10 protein-coding genes and 1 pseudogene are annotated in these 15,337 nt (G+C 67.1%); 2 read left to right on the top strand and 9 right to left on the bottom strand.

Annotated elements, in window-relative coordinates; all coding sequences use genetic code 11:
* Nucleotide 1 precedes the first annotated feature (1 nt).
* The 9 genes and pseudogenes from WA983_RS12185 to cphA (WA983_RS12145) all read right to left on the bottom strand — a co-directional run.
* Nucleotides 2-652 carry a DUF502 domain-containing protein gene (locus WA983_RS12185; RefSeq protein WP_424248908.1) on the bottom strand — a complete coding sequence of 217 codons (651 nt, stop codon included), beginning with the start codon at nt 650-652 and terminating at the stop codon, nt 2-4.
* A gap of 12 nt (nt 653-664) precedes the next feature.
* Nucleotides 665-946 carry an FmdB family zinc ribbon protein gene (locus WA983_RS12180; protein WP_424312101.1) on the bottom strand — a complete coding sequence of 94 codons (282 nt, stop codon included), beginning with the start codon at nt 944-946 and terminating at the stop codon, nt 665-667.
* A 57-nt stretch (nt 947-1,003) separates the two neighbouring features.
* Nucleotides 1,004-2,281 carry a putative Na+/H+ antiporter gene (locus WA983_RS12175; protein WP_424248904.1) on the bottom strand — a complete coding sequence of 426 codons (1,278 nt, stop codon included), beginning with the start codon at nt 2,279-2,281 and terminating at the stop codon, nt 1,004-1,006.
* A 32-nt stretch (nt 2,282-2,313) separates the two neighbouring features.
* Nucleotides 2,314-3,927, bottom strand: coding sequence for a GMC family oxidoreductase (locus WA983_RS12170; protein WP_424312100.1), 1,614 nt, complete (start codon nt 3,925-3,927; stop codon nt 2,314-2,316).
* A gap of 112 nt (nt 3,928-4,039) precedes the next feature.
* A complete protein-coding gene (gene ubiA, locus WA983_RS12165) occupies nt 4,040-4,993 on the bottom strand; it encodes a 4-hydroxybenzoate octaprenyltransferase (RefSeq protein ID WP_424250052.1) in 954 nt (317 codons plus the stop codon).
* Nucleotides 4,990-6,195, bottom strand: coding sequence for a PLP-dependent aminotransferase family protein (locus WA983_RS12160; RefSeq protein WP_424250054.1), 1,206 nt, complete (start codon nt 6,193-6,195; stop codon nt 4,990-4,992). The genes ubiA and WA983_RS12160 overlap by 4 nt, the downstream gene beginning before the upstream one ends.
* Before the next feature lie 164 nt (nt 6,196-6,359).
* Nucleotides 6,360-7,235, bottom strand: a complete 876-nt coding sequence (locus WA983_RS12155) for a peptidoglycan DD-metalloendopeptidase family protein (protein ID WP_424250056.1) — start codon at nt 7,233-7,235, stop codon at nt 6,360-6,362.
* Nucleotides 7,222-9,852, bottom strand: coding sequence for a cyanophycin synthetase (gene cphA, locus WA983_RS12150; protein ID WP_424250058.1), 2,631 nt, complete (start codon nt 9,850-9,852; stop codon nt 7,222-7,224). Before cphA (WA983_RS12150) ends, WA983_RS12155 begins: the two co-directional genes overlap by 14 nt.
* Nucleotides 9,853-9,972: 120 nt before the next feature.
* Nucleotides 9,973-12,141 (bottom strand): annotated as a pseudogene (gene cphA / locus WA983_RS12145) (cyanophycin synthetase); the annotation flags it as partial.
* A gap of 401 nt (nt 12,142-12,542) precedes the next feature.
* Here cphA (WA983_RS12145) and WA983_RS12140 point away from each other — a divergent pair.
* Both WA983_RS12140 and WA983_RS12135 read left to right on the top strand, forming a co-directional pair.
* Nucleotides 12,543-14,801, top strand: a complete 2,259-nt coding sequence (locus WA983_RS12140; protein ID WP_424312099.1) for an ABC transporter ATP-binding protein — start codon at nt 12,543-12,545, stop codon at nt 14,799-14,801.
* Entirely contained in the window at nt 14,791-15,336 is a 546-nt protein-coding gene (locus tag WA983_RS12135) for a DUF1854 domain-containing protein (RefSeq protein WP_424250062.1), read from the top strand. The genes WA983_RS12140 and WA983_RS12135 overlap by 11 nt, the downstream gene beginning before the upstream one ends.
* Nucleotide 15,337: the final 1 nt, after the last annotated feature.

Below are 15,337 nucleotides of genomic sequence, written 5' to 3'. Positions count from 1 at the left end.
TTCAATGGGACCGCCCGTCGGGGGATTCCACGGCGGGCAAGTCCATCTGTGTCTGGGGCGGCAGGGCGGGCGGCACCACCACACCCATGGACACGATGTATTTCAGTGCTGTTTCCACCGACATGTCGAGCACCTGGACATCGGTACGCGGCATCATCAGGAAGAAACCCGACGTCGGGTTGGGCGTCGTGGGCACATAGACGCTGACGAAATCGCCGTCCAGCAGCGCGGCGATTTCGGTGCAGGGGGTACCGGTCAGGAAGCCGATGGTCCAGGCGCCCTGGCGCGGATACTGCACCAGTACGGCCTCGCGAAAGGCCTGGCCGTTGGGCGCGAACACGGTGTCGCTGACCTGCTTGACCGAATTATAAATGGAGCGCACCAAAGGGATGCGTCCCAGCAGCGATTCCCAGCGCGACAGGATGGCGCGACCGATGAAATTGGCGCAGAACAGTCCCGTGGTCAGGATCACGACCAGGACCAGGACCAACTCGAAGCCCGGAATCGCGATCCCGAACAAGGCTTCGGGCGACAGGAACGACGGCACCAGAGAGCCAAGGGTGCGGGCCAGCACGGCCAGCACCCAGACAGTGGCCACCAGCGGCAGCCAGATCAGCAGGCCGGTGATGAAGTAGCGTTTGAGAAAGCGCATGGCCCCGGGCCGTCAGCTCGGCGTCGAGGCCGGCGGTGTGCCGCTGGAAGCGGGCGTCGGGCTCGCCGGAGCGCCGCCCGACGCTTCGGCGGGCTTCGGGGCGGATTTGCTCCCCCCGCGAAAATCGGTTTCGTACCAGCCGGAGCCCTTCAGGCGAAAACCGGCTGCCGTCACCTGTTTTTCATAGGTGTCCTGACCGCAGGCCGGACAGGTCTTGAGCAGCGGATCCGAGATTTTCCGCAGCACGTCCTGCTCATGGCCGCACTGGCTGCAACGATAGGCGTAAATAGGCACAGCAATTCCAAATAAATCAAACGCCTGGATTTTAATCCTTTTAGGACAAATGCTTCTTCAACTGAAGGAATTGGGCAGCAGGAACATCACGGCGGCGATCAGCGTCGGCACGGCGGCGGCGCCGAGCAGGCGCAGCGGCGAAATGGAGCCATCGCCGAAGCAGCCCTTCAGGATGGAGAAACCGGCCGGGTTCGGCGCATTGGCGATCACGGTCAGACCACCGCCCGTCACCGCGCCGGCCACCAGCATGTAGCGCCAGAGGTCGCCCGTGCCCTCGACCAGCGAGCCCAGATAGGTCAGGGCTGCGTTGTCGGTGACCGCCGTCAGGGCCGTCGCCCCCAGGAACAGCACATAGGGCGACAAGCCGCCCAGCAGGTCCTGGAGCCACCACTGCTGCAGGCCGCCCAGCACCACCAGACCCGCCAGGAAGAAGCCGACCATCAGGCCTTCTCGCAGCAGCAGGGGGGATTGGTGCTTTTTGTACGCATGGGCGTAGCCGATGAACAGCACCAGCAGGCCCATGAAGATCTGTATGTGATGCGAGGACAGCACCACCCCCACCAGGAACAGCACGTGCACGGCCATGACCACGATGGACACCGGCGGCCGGCGCTCGCCCTCGTCCTCCTGGATGCCGATGCTGCCGTCGAGCAGGAAGGGCCGGCAGATCAGCGTCAGGATCAGGCCGTTGAGCAGCACGGCGGTGACGGCGCGCCAGCCAAAATGGGTCGCCATGAAGGCCGTGTCCCAACCAAAGGTCTGGGCCACCATCAGCACCGGCGGCGCAGCATAGGCCGTCAGCACCCCGCCGATGGACACGTTGACGAACAGCACACCGACGGTCAGGTATTTGAAGCCGTCCTGGCCATGCCGGCCAAAATAGGCCCGGCGCAGCAACAGAGCAGCCAGCGTCATGGCAGCCGGTTCCGTGATCAGCGACCCGGCCAGCGGCACCAGAGTCATGATGACGAAGAAGCGTGACAGTTCGCGGGCCACCGGCAACAGACGCGAGACCAGATCGACCAACTGCCGGACCATTTCGATGATGGGCCGGCTGGCCGCCACCACCATGATCACGAAGACGAAGGCCGGCTCGGTGAAGTTGCGCGTATCGAGGTATTCGACCGCCCCCTTGACCCCCAGGGTCAGCCCCATCCACACGAACAGAGCACAGGCCCAGACGCCGAATACGGCCTCGACTTCGGACAGCAAGTGCCACAGGCCGGCATGCGATCCGCCCTTGTTGGCCAGGCGGGCGAAGACGGGTACGGAAAAGGTGTGAATGATGGCGATGGCAAACAGAATGCTTGCCACGACCTCGGTATGACTGACCATGTCCGGGTCCTGTGTGAAAGGCTGAAAGGGATTCAGACGCCGCCCAGGATCAGGCGTGCGCCCTTTTCTGCAATCATGATCGTCGGCGAATTGGTGTTGCCCGAAGTGATGACCGGCATGATGGATGCATCGATCACCCGCAGACTTTCGAGCCCTCGGACGCGCAACTCCGCATCGACTACAGCCAACGGATCGGCGCCCATTTTACATGTACCGACCGGATGGAAGATGGTGGTGCCGATATTGCCCGCCGCAGCCTCCAGGGCTTCCTGTGTCTGGACCGCTTCGCCCGGCAGGTATTCGCTGGGCTGATAGCGCGCCAGGGCAGGCTGGGCCATGATGCGCCGCGTCAGGCGCAGCGCGTCGGCCGCCACGGCGCGATCTTCCGGGGTCTGGAGATAATTGCAGAGGATGTTCGGCGCGTCGGCGGCGTTGGGCGAAACGATCCGCACGTGGCCCCGGCTGCCGGGCTGCAGGTTGCAGACCGAAGCCGTCAGGGCCGGGAAGTCGTGCAGCGGGTCGCCGAACTTGTCCAGCGACAGGGGCTGGACGTGGTATTCCAGGTTGGGACGCGGCCGCGACGGATCCGAGCGCGCGAAGGCCCCCAGTTGCGAGGGCGCCATGGACAGTGGCCCGCTGCGGAACAAGGCATATTGCAGGCCCATCGCAGCCTTGCCCCACCAGGAATGTGCCAGCGTGTTCAGGGTGCGGGCGCCTTGCAGACGATAGATCGTGCGCAACTGGAGATGGTCCTGGAGATTTTCGCCCACACCGGGCAGATCCAGGACCATCGGGATGCCCAGCTTGCGCAGGCGTTCGGCAGAGCCGACACCGGAAACCTGAAGCAACTGCGGCGAGCCGATCGCCCCGGCCGCCAGAATCAGTTCCCGCCGCGCCACGGCCCGCAGGCGGCGGCCGTCCACCACACAATCGACCCCGGTCGCACGCCGTCCGGAAAAACAGATGCGCTCGACCCGGGCGCCGGTCATCACGCGCAAGGTATCCCGGTGCGTCACGGGGCGCAGAAAGGCCTTGGCCGCGTTCCAGCGCACGCCCCGGCGCTGGTTGACCTCGAAATAATTGCAGCCGGCATTGTCGCCCCGGTTGAAATCGTCGGTGCGTTCGATCCCCGCCTGAGCGGCCGCGTCGCGGAACGCATCCAGCACCTCCCAGCGCAAGCGCTGGGGTTCGACCCGCCAGGTGCCCGAAGCGCCGTGGAATTCGCTGGCCCCGGCATGGTGGTCTTCGACGTCGCGGAACAGCGGCAGCACGTCGGCCCAGGACCAGCCCGGATTGCCGAGCGCCGCCCAGCCGTCATAGTCGGCGGCCTGTCCGCGCAGATAGAGCATGCCGTTGATCGAGGACGAACCGCCCAGCACCCGCCCGCGCGGGTAGCCCAGCGAGCGGTAGTTCAAACCCGGATCGGGCTGGGTGTGGTAGCACCAGTCCGTGCGCGGATTGCCGATGCAATACAGGTAACCGACCGGGATGTGAATCCAGCGCCAATCGTCGGCCCCCCCAGCCTCCAGCAGCAGGACACGGTGTTCGCGCGACAGGCGGTTGGCCAGCAGGCAGCCGGCTGAACCCGCCCCCACGATGACGTAATCGAACTCCAGCGCGGTGGCGTCCGGCGTTGCTGCGGTCATGGTGTGTCTCCTGCGGGGCCGTCGGACGGCCTCGCTATTTTGATGGAAACAGTCTATCCGCAACACCGGGCCGGCGCCAGACGGCCCGCCCGCGCGGTCCCGGCACCCTGGCCTACAGCCAGGGCCGCAGCACCGTGCCGGCCAGCGCGGCGACGATCAGCAGCACGCCCACCTGCATATTGGAGCGGAACAGGCGCAGCCCGCGTTCCGGGTGGCGCACATCGAAGACGCGCATCTGCCAGATGAAATGACCGATGATGACCGCCATGACCAGGTAGTAGGGCCAATCCATGTCCATGCCCCGGCCGGCCGCCAGCCACAAAGCTGCCGTGGCGGCGTACATGCCGCCGATCCAGGTCCGACCCCGGTCGCCGAAACGCATGGCGACCGATTTCAAACCCAGCATGCGGTCATCACGCAGATCGATGTAGGCGTAGATGGCGTCGTAGCCGATCTGCCACAGCACCGCGCCCAGCCACATCGCGACGGCGGCCCAGGGCACGACATCGCGCGTGTCGGACCAGGCCATCAGCATGCCCCAGTTGAAGGCCGCCCCCAGCACGGCCTGCGGCCAGTAGGTGTAGCGTTTGCACAAGGGATAAATCACCACCAGCGGCATCAGCGCCAGTGCCAGCCAGCGGCTGTAGGCATTGATGGCCAGCAGCAGCGTGGCGCTGACCAGGATCTGCGCCACGGCGAACCATAGCGCCGCCCGCAGAGTGAGCTGGCCGCTGGTCAGGGGCCGGAAACGCGTGCGTTCGACGCGGTGATCGAAATCCCGGTCGAAGATGTCGTTGAATGTGCAGCCCACGCCGCGCATCAACAGCGCGCCCAGAGAGAACACCACCAGACGCCACAGGGTCGGCCAACCGTCGGCGGCCTGCACCAGCGCGGCCAGCGCCGGCAGCAGCGTCAGCCAGGTGCCGACGGGTCGATCCAGTCGGCACAGACGTGCATACGGCCCCCAGGACGCGGGCAGCCAGCGGGCCACCCAGTCATCGAAACGCATGTCCGACAAGTCGGGACCGGTGCGCTCCGTGCCGGTGGGGGTGCCGCCCGCCGTCATCCGCGCGCGGGCGCCGGACCGATGAGTTCGCCCAGCGTGCGCACGCCGGCGCGGATGCGGTCCTCGGGTACGGTCACGAAGCTCAGGCGCAGGGTATTGACCGGCGCATGGACGGCGTAAAACGGCGCACCCGGCACGAAGGCCACGTTGCGCTGGATCGCCGCCTGCAGCAATTGCGTGGTGTCGATGGATTCACGCAGCGTGACCCAGATGAACATGCCGCCTTCCGGGCGCGTCCAGTGGGCGTCAGACGGAAAGTATTCCTGCAGGGCGTCGAGCATGTAGCCGCACTGGCGGCGGTAGAGCTCGCGCACTTTCGGCAGGTGCTCACGCAGGAAACCGCTGCGCACGGCCTCGTACACCGCCATCTGCGTCACCGACGCAGTGTGCAGGTCGGTAGCCTGCTTGATCTGCACCAGTTTGGAGATGATGTGGCGCGGCGCCACGACGTAGCCCAGACGCATGCCGGGCGCCAGGACCTTGGAGAACGTCCCCAGGCGGATCACCGTGGCGCCCACAGGACGGCCCAGTTCGAGCAGGCCGGGCTGCGGTTCGCCCGCGTAGCGCAGTTCGCCGTAAGGGTCGTCCTCGATGATGGGCAGACCCAGATGCGCGCAACGTTCGACCAGGGCCTGGCGGCGCGCCTGGTCCAGCGTCAGGCCGGTGGGATTCTGGAAATTGGGCAGCACATAGATGAAGCGCGCGTCGCGGACGAGGTCATCGTTCAGGGCTTCGGGCACCAGACCGAGCGCGTCGGTGGGCACCGCCCGGTATTCCGGCTGGAATTGGGAAAACGACTGCAAGGCGCCCAGGTAGCTGGGGGCTTCCACCAGCACGGGCGAGCCTTCGTCGATGAACAGCTTGCCCAGCATGTCCAGCGCCTGCTGCGAACCCGATACGATCAGGACTTCTTCGGGATCGATGGTCAGCCCCGGACGCGACAGATCCTGGGCCACCCACTCGCGCAGCGGCGTGTAGCCTTCGGTGCGGCCATACTGCAGCGCCGTGGCGCCCTGGGTGGCCAGCACCCGGTCGAAGGCGGCCCGCAACTCGGGAATCGGGAAGCCTTCGGGCGAAGGCAGACCGCCGGCAAACGAGGTGACCTCGGGCCGTTCGGTGATCTTGAGGATTTCGCGGATGGCCGAACTGGTCAGCTGATTGGCGCGTTGGGAAAAAAGCGTGCGGGAAACAGACGTATCCATGATTGATTCCGAATGGGAGCCTGCCTTGTGGGCCGGTCGATTGGAAAACGCCGGCCAGCCCGGATCCGCAGGTGGTCGGCGCAGGTGAAGCTTCATATATTAAATCAAGCGGGTCCGGGTAGCCATGGAATTCGCCCCCATCGGCCAGCGACGGTGCGCCTGTCCTACGGCCGCTTCGCCGCGCCGATGAAAATGGCGGGGTCCACCCGCGCATCGTTCAGGCTGACGTTCCAGTGCAGATGCGGCCCCGTGGCGCGGCCCGTGGCACCCACCTTGCCCACGATGGCGCCGCGCGCGACGTCATCGCCCACCTTCACGTCGATGGCCGACAAATGGCAGAACATGCTGATGAAGCCCTGTCCATGATCGACGAACACGGTCTTGCCGTTGAAGAAATAATCCCCCACCAGAACCACACGGCCGGCGGCCGGCGCCTTGACGGGGGTGCCGGTCGGCACGGCAAAGTCCAATCCCGAATGCGGGTTGCGCTCCTGGCCGTTGAAAAAGCGCCGCAGACCGAACGGGCTGGACAGGCGCCCGCCGACGGGACGGTCCAGCAGGACGTTGCTGGGCACGACACCGTCCCGGTAGGTCCGATAGGCCGCCGTCTGCAGTGCCAGTTCGCGCTCGATCCGCTTCAGGTCATCGGGGTAGGGCGTGACCTGCCGGCGATTCTTCAACGTGATGTGCTGGGCTGCATAGGTCTTGGAGCGGACCTCGAATGCGGCATCCGGACGGCCTTGCACCTGGAGGGTCCGGCGGCCCGGCTTGGTGTCCAGCGGGATGCCCACCAGCGCAATCCAGCGCTGATCGCTGTCGCGAACCACCATGACGCGCCGGTCCGCATAACGGGCCTGCGGCGCCTGGGCGGCCTCGCCCAGCGGCACCACCGCCACGCCGCCCGGCACGGGCACATCGAGCTTGCGTGCGATATAGCCCTGCGCATTGGCCGGCACGGCCCCCAACAGGGCCGCGACCCACAGCGTCAGGCCGGCGGCCAGGCGCGACAGACTTGAACGACGGATACTACGGATAGGCATGCGCGCGCACTCGTTCCTCTTTGGCGGGCATTGTATCCACATCATCGGCCCGGGGCTCGATACGCCGGGCAATGTGGGCCAGGGCCTCCTCGACCTGATCGATCAGGATCAGGCACAGGTCGCCAGGCTCCAGGGCATCCAGCGCAGTGTCGATGGCCAGGAATTCGCCGTGGATCTCCTGCAGGCGGCTCATGCGCCGGGCCGCCCCCAGGCCCTCGCGCAGCAGCGCCAGGACCTCGCCATCGCCGCGCCCGCGCTGGCACTGGTCCTGGTACAGGACGACCGTATCGAACACGTCGCCCAGGATTTCCGTCTGGCGGCGGATGTCCTGGTCGCGCCGGTCCCCTGCCCCGCTGATCACCACGGTGCGGCGCCGCGCGGGCATGGTCTCGACGGCCTCCACCAGCGCCAGGATCGCGTCCGGGTTGTGGCCGTAGTCGGCGATCAGCGTCGCCCCCCGGTGCTCAAACACATTGAAGCGGCCCGGCACCGTCCCGGCGTCGCTGACGAACGAAGCCAGACCCTTCTGGATCTGCACCCAGTCCACCCCCAGAGCCCAGGCCGCAGCAGCGGCGGCCATGGCGTTCTCGACCTGGAAGCCGATGCTGCCCGCGCGGGTCAGGGGCACGGCAGCCAGTTCGATGCGCGTCTCGGTGCCGGCTTCCGCAAACACCAGATCGCCCTGGTGCACGAACACCACCCGGCCGCCTTGCGCCCTGTGGGTCTCGATCACCGGATGGCGGCCGTCGCGGGCAAAGAAGGTCACCTTGCCGGGACAACTGGACGCCATCTGGACGACGATAGGGTCCTGTGCATTGAGGACGGCCGTGCCCGTCGGCGCCACGTTCTCGACGATCACGCGCTTGACGGTGGCCAGGTCCTCGACCGTGCTGATGTAGTTCAGGCCCAGGTGGTCGCCGATGCCCAGATTGGTCACCACGGCCACGTCGCAACGGTCAAACCCCAGGCCCTCGCGCAGGATGCCGCCGCGCGCGGTCTCAAAGACCGCCATATCCACGTCCGGATGCAACAACACGTTGCGCGCGCTGCGCGGGCCGCTGCAGTCACCCGTGTCGATGCACCGGGCGCCGACGTAGACGCCGTCGGAATTGGTCATGCCCACGCAGGCGCCCGACTGGGCGCACAGGTGTGCGAGCAGGCGCACGGTCGTGGTCTTGCCGTTGGTGCCGGTCACCGCCGCCACGGGGACCCGGCCGTTGTCGCCAGCGGGATACATCATGTCGATGATGGCGGCCCCTACGTCGCGCCCTGTACCAAAGGACGGGCTCAGGTGCATGCGCAGCCCCGGCGCCGCGTTGGCCTCGACGAAGCAGCCGGTCTCCGGTGTCAGCGGCTGATAGACGTCGCGGCTCACCAGATCGATGCCGCAGACGTCCAGGCCCACCATGCGCGCCGCCATCACGGCGCTGGCCGCCAGGTCCGGATGCACGTGATCGGTCACGTCCGTGGCGGACCCGCCCGTGCTCAGATTGGCGTTGTTGCGCAGCACCACACAGACGCCGGGCGCCGGCACCGAATCGGGGCCGCAGCCCTGGGCAGCCATCGTTTGCAGGGCGATCTCGTCGAGCCGGATGCGCGTCAAAGACGTACCGTGGCCCTCGCCGCGCAGCGGGTCCTGGTTGATCTGCTCGACCAGTTCCGCGATGGTGCGATGGCCGTCACCCACCACCTGCGGCGGATCGCGCCGCGCTGCCGCGATCAGGCGGTCACCCACCACCAGCAGGCGGAAATCGTGGCCGGGAAAATAGCTTTCCACCAGCACGCCCGAACCGTGGACACGCGCCACGGCGTAGGCGGCCATCACGGGCTCACGGCCTTGCACGTTCACCGCCACGCCCTTGCCCTGGTTGCCGTCCAGCGGCTTGACCACGACCGGCCCGCCGATCTCCCGGGCGGCGGCCCAGGCGTCTTCGGCGTCCTCCACGCAACGCCCCCGGGGCACGGACACGCCGGCCGAGGCAAGCAGCGTCTTGGTCAGGGCCTTGTCCTGGGCGATGGACTCGGCGATGGCACCGCTGGCGTCGGTCTCTGCCGCCTGGATGCGGCGCTGGCGGCGCCCCCAGCCGAACTGCACCAGACTGCCTTCGGTCAGCCGCCGGTACGGAATGCCCCGGCGCACGGCAGCCTGCACGATGGAACCGGTGCTGGGCCCCAGCCGCACGTCCTCGTACCGGGCCTTCAGTTCGGCAATCACCGGTCCCAGGTCAAAGGGCTCGTCGCGCAATGTAGCCATGCAGAGTGCCAGTGCCTGGTCGAACGCCAGGCGACCGACGTCCTCCTCGACGTACTCGATCACCACCTGGTAGATCCCGGGGTCCACGGTCTGCGCGCTGCGGCAGAAAGCGACCGGACAACCCGCCTGAGTCTGGAGCCGCAAGGCGGCGACCGCCAGGATGTGTGCCAGCGAATGATTGCCCTCCAGGCCCGGAGGCCGCGGCAGGTCGATGTCCGGAAAGCGCGCACGCAAGCGCGTTTCGAACGCCTCCATGTCGCTGATCGCGCGCTCGCTCTCGGAGCAGGCGACGACAGCCTCGATTGCCGTCTGGCGCGACCACAGATTGGGCCCGCGCAGGGCGCGTACTCGGGAGACTTCCATGATGACCAATGTCCTCGGAGGGTAGGAGGTCCGACGGACGTTCCGCCGGATCGGGAAAAATCAGGGTCAGTACGTCCGTGCCGTCAGGGACACATCGAAGTGCACCGGGTCTCAGGCTGCAAGCGTGGTCTCGCCCGGCTGCAACCGGACGTTCCAGGTCCGCAGGCCGATGCGCATGCGCTCGACGTCCAGACCCAGGGCCCAGACCACGGCCAGGGCCGCCAACACGGGCGCGGGGCCATCCGCATCGATTGCCGGAGCGAGCTCGTCCAGGCCGATCACCGGGATCTGAATGCCACCCTCGATCAGCATCGCCACGCCGCCCAGCACGGACACGGCGCGCCCGCCGCCGTCCAGGTGGGCACGCAGCGCACCGCCATCGGGATCCAGTCCGTAAAACAACACACCGCCATCGCACAGCGGTGCCAGCTCTACCGTCAGGGGATCGTCGGCGTTCAGGACAGCCGCCCCGCCCCGCAGGACCACGTCCACTTGAGTGCGGAAGATGCGCACCAGTTGTTCCGGCGCATCCATGTAGAACTCCGGCCAGGTCACGCCCGGATCGATCCCGGTGACCACGCCGATCTGGCAGCGATCGTAGGCCAGCCCCTCACCCAGGATGGCGCGGCCGCCGTTCTCGATCACGGCATATTCGACCGCCCGATTCAGCAGGACGCGACGCGCGGCCTCCCAGTGGGCGGAATCCTGCGCCGTCACCTGGGCCGCCCCCATGAACAGCCCCTCGGCCGAGGCCAGGCCGACCACGCGACCGGTCAGGCGCAGCAGGTGCGCAACCAGATGCGCGACCGGCGTGGCGCCCCTGCTTCCGCTGATCCCGATCACCGGGATGCGCCCGTCCTCGGGTGCGGGAAACAGATCGTCGATGATGGCCTGACCAACCGGCCGGGGCTTGCCTGCGGCGGGCTTCAGGTGCATCAACAGACCGGGGCCGGCGTTGACTTCGACGATGGCCGCCCGCTGCTCGGCCATGGGCCGGGAAATGTCGAGCGCCACCAGATCGATCCCGGCGATGTCCAGCCCGACCACGCGGGCCGCCAGCGCCACCTGCTCGGCCACGTCGGGATGCACTTCGTCGGTGACGTCGATGGACACGTTGCCGCTGCGCTGAACGAGCACCGCGCGGCCGCGTTCGGGGACGGCGTCGCCCTGCAGGCCCTGGCGCTCCAGTTCCAGGCGGGCCGCCGAATCCAGACGGATGAAGTTCAGGGGATGATCCTCGTCGCGGCCGCGGCGCGGGTCGGAATTGAGCTGGCTCTCGATCAGTTGCAGCACGGTGGACGCGCCATCGCCCACCACCATCGCGGCCTCGCCGCGCGCGGCGGCCACCATGCGTCCGCCCACCACCAGCAGGCGGTGCTCGTCGCCCTGGATGAAGCGCTCGACCATGACGCCACTGCCCTCGTCCACGGCCACGGCATAAGCGGCCTCGATCTGTTCGCGCGTGTTCAGGCAAGTGAACACACCGCGTCCATGATTGCCGTCCGACGGCTTGACCACCACCGGCAGTCCCAGGTCCTGCGCCACGTCCCAGGCGTCGGCGGCGCTGTCCACCAGACGCCCTTCGGGCACCGGCACGCCGCACGATTGCAACAGCCGGCGGGTCAGGTCCTTGTCGCGCGAAATGCTTTCCGCAATGGCGCTGGTGCGGCTGGTCTCTGCCGTCCAGATCCGCTGCTGACGGGCACCGTAGCCTAACTGCAACAGATTGGCGTCGCTCAGGCGGATCGCCGGGATGTCACGGTCGTCTGCCGCGTCCACGATGCAGGCCGTGCTGGGCCCGAGGCCGAGCGAATCGGCCAGATCCCTCAGGCGCTCGATTGCGCCGGCCACGTCGAAAGGCCGGTCCTCGATGGCGGCCATCACCAGGTCACGCGCAGCATGCAGTGCCTCGCGCGTCAAGGGCTCGTGCCAGGCGCGCACGATGACTTTGTAGACACCGCGCAACGGTGTTTCCCGCGCACGCCCCAGCCCGCCCTGCATGCCGGCCAGGCTCTGCAATTCCAGTGTGACGTGTTCCAGGATATGCGCCGGCCAGGTGCCTTCACGCACCCGCTTGAGGAATCCGCCCCGCTCGCCCACGCTGCAGCGGTGCTCGACCAGAGACGGCAGCCAGGCGCTCAGGCGTTCGTAGAAACCGGGGATGAGATTGGACGGGCAGTCCTCGAGGTCGTGGATGTCCACCAGCGCCTCGATGACGGGACGGTAGGCCCAGATATTCGGCCCCCTCAGATGCACCATATTGAGAAACTCAATATTCTTTTCGTTCATGATAGAACCATGCGTCAGGGTGCCGGGACCGGCGAAAACGGCAGGATTTTTTGCCGCCAGGCCGTCCCAAGGCAAAAAGCGTCCCCCTTGGGGGGATGAGCCAGGACACGAAATAGTCCCTGCGGACTATTTCGAGCCTGACGAATCCGAGCAGCATGCAAGCTGCGAGGTGGACGCAAGCCGAAGGCGCAGCGTGGAGGCATTTTTCGGTGGCCGCTGAAAAACATCGGCACACATATTAATCTCGCCATTATTGCGCAGTACAGAAAAAAAGTTGAAAATTGTGACGCGATTTTCTGTGCTGACAGCTTCCTGAAAGCACCCTGACAGGCCCCTGAACACCCGCCCGATCCCAACCCCGACCCGCGACCTTTCTTACCCCATCCCAACCCTCCTCGTTCATGCCGGGCCTCCCCTCCGATTTTTCGTCAGCCGATCCCTATCAGCTTGGCCTGCCTGAGCCATGGCGCACCGTCCTGACCGCGCAACTGACCACCGGTGAACGCGTCCTGGGCTGGTTGCGCACCGACCTGGATACCCACCTGCGCTACGGCGACGGCCTGGTCGTCCTGACCGACAGACGCTGGCTGGCCTGCGGGACGGACGCCCAGACCAGCCGGTCCTGGCCGCTGCGTCCCGACCTGGAAGCACGGCTGCAAGACCACGCCGGGGTGGGCAGCCTGGAGCTGGCCGACGGCCACGCCCGTCTGGCGCGGTGGCGCTACACGCTGGAGCGCCAGCCCGAAGCTCAGCGCCTGGCGTCCGCCTGGCAGACCCTGCGTGAACCCGCGCCGCCCGGCATGGCCCCCGAAACCTCCACAGCGCCCTCCCTGGTCCCGGTGTCCGCCGCGCCACGCGCCAGTTCTCTGTTTCGCCTGTGGCGCTTTGCCCGCCCCTACAGCCGGCAACTGACCATCGGCCTGCTCCTGACGCTGGCGGCCACGGCGGCCTCACTGGTCCCGCCCTACCTGACCATGCCGCTGATGGACGACGTGCTGATCCCGTTCCAGAACGGGGTCCCGATCGATTACCACCTGGTGACCCTGTACCTGGGCGGCCTGCTGGCGTCTTCGATCCTCGCCTGGGGCCTGGGCTGGGCACGCAGCGCCATCCTCGCCTGGGTCAGCGAACGCATCGGCGCCGACCTGCGCACCGCCACATACCAGCACCTGCAGCAACTCTCCCTACAGTACTTCGGCGGCAAGCGCACCGGAGACCTGATCGCCCGCATCGGCTCGGAGTCCGACCGCATCTGTCTGTTCCTGTCCCTGCATCTGCTGGACTTCGTCACCGACGTGCTGATGATCGTGATGACGGCTGCCGTGCTGCTGACGATCGATCCGCTGCTGGCGCTGGCGACCTTGGCGCCGTTGCCGTTGATCCTGTGGATGATCCATTGGGTGCGCGACCGCCTGCGCCACGGCTTTGAAAAAGCCGACCGCGTCTGGTCGGAGATCACCAACGTGCTCGCCGACACCATCCCCGGCATCCGCGTGGTCAAGGCCTTCGCCCAGGAACGCCGGGAAGTCGCACGCTTTCGCGAGGCCAACGACCGCAACCTGGCCATCAACGACCGCGTCAACGCCCTCTGGTCGCTGTTCACACCCACAGTCACGCTGCTGACGGAACTGGGCCTGCTGGTGGTATGGATCTTCGGCATCTGGCTGGTCGCCCAGGGTTCGATCACCGTCGGCGTGCTGACCGCATTCCTGGCCTACATCAGCCGCTTCTACGTGCGGCTGGACTCCATGAGCCGCATCGTCTCGACCACCCAGCGGGCAGCGGCCGGCGCCAAGCGCATTTTCGACATCCTCGATCACGTCTCCAGCGTGCCGGAACCCGCCGCACCGCATCACGCCGAACAGGTGGCGGGCCGCATCGAGCTCAGTCACGTCAGTTTCCGCTACGGCAACCGCACGGTGATCCACGACCTGAGCCTGGATATCGCACCAGGCGAAATGGTCGGCCTGGTCGGCCACAGCGGCTCGGGCAAAAGCACCCTGGTCAACCTGATCTGCCGCTTCTACGACGTATCCGGCGGGGTGATCCGCCTGGACGGCACGGACATCCGCCGCTACGCCATCGCCGACTACCGCCGCCGCATCGGCCTGGTGTTGCAGGAACCCTTTCTGTTCTACGGCACGGTGGCGGAAAACATCGCCTATGGCCGCCCCGATGCCAGCCATGCCGAGATCGTCGCCGCCGCCCGTGCCGCCCATGCCCACGAATTCATCCTGCGCCTGCCGCAGGGCTATGACTCCCTGGTCGGCGAGCGCGGCCAGGCCCTGTCCGGCGGCGAGCGCCAGCGCATCTCCATCGCCCGCGCGCTGCTGATCGATCCGCCCATCCTGATCCTGGACGAAGCCACGTCCTCGGTGGACACCACCACCGAGAACGAGATCCAGAAGGCACTGGACAATCTGGTGCGCGGCCGCACGACGATCTCCATCGCCCACCGCCTGAGCACGCTGCGCGAGGCCGACCGCCTGGTGGTCATGGACCGCGGTCGAATCGTGGAAATCGGCCGCCACGAGGAACTGCTGGCCCGCGACGGCGCCTATGCCCGCCTGCACCGCGCTCAGCAGCAGGGCCAGTCCCCGACCGCACCGCCCGGCTGGGACGAAGCCGATGATACCGACGAGGCCCTGGATGCGTCCTGATCCTGCTCGACCCGCACTGGCGCGGACCGACGACCACCCCGCGCATCCAGGCGCGAGCGCCCAGGCCCCCTTCCGCCCCGACTGGTCGCTGGTACGCGACACCTTCGGCCGGCTGGTCCTGGTCCGCCCCGGACATCCCGACACGACGGTGACACCGGTGCGCAGTTTTCCCATCAATGCGCCGGACGAGAGCATCGCCCTGGTCAGTGCCCAGGGGCAGGAACTGGCCTGGATCGAACACCTGGACGCGCTACCGCCCGACACAGGCCGCCTGGTGGAGGAAGAACTGGCCCAGCGGGAATTCCGGCCGGAAATCCTGCGTATCCGCCACGCCTCGACCTGGGCAACGCCCAGCCACTGGGACGTGGACACGGACCGGGGGCCGACCCGCCTGACGCTGAGGGCCGAAGAAGACATCCGCCGCCTGCCGGCCGGCGCCCTGCTGATTGCCGACGCCCACGGCGTGCAGTTCCTGGTGCGCGACATGGCGGCGCTGGACAAGACCAGCCGCCGGATTCTGGATCACTTCCTGTAGT

Origin of the sequence: Castellaniella sp., from assembly GCF_049650445.1 — a bacterium.
GTDB lineage: Bacteria > Pseudomonadota > Gammaproteobacteria > Burkholderiales > Burkholderiaceae_B > Castellaniella.
Note: the sequence above shows the minus strand (reverse complement) of the source record. Positions and strands in the feature narration are given on the sequence as shown.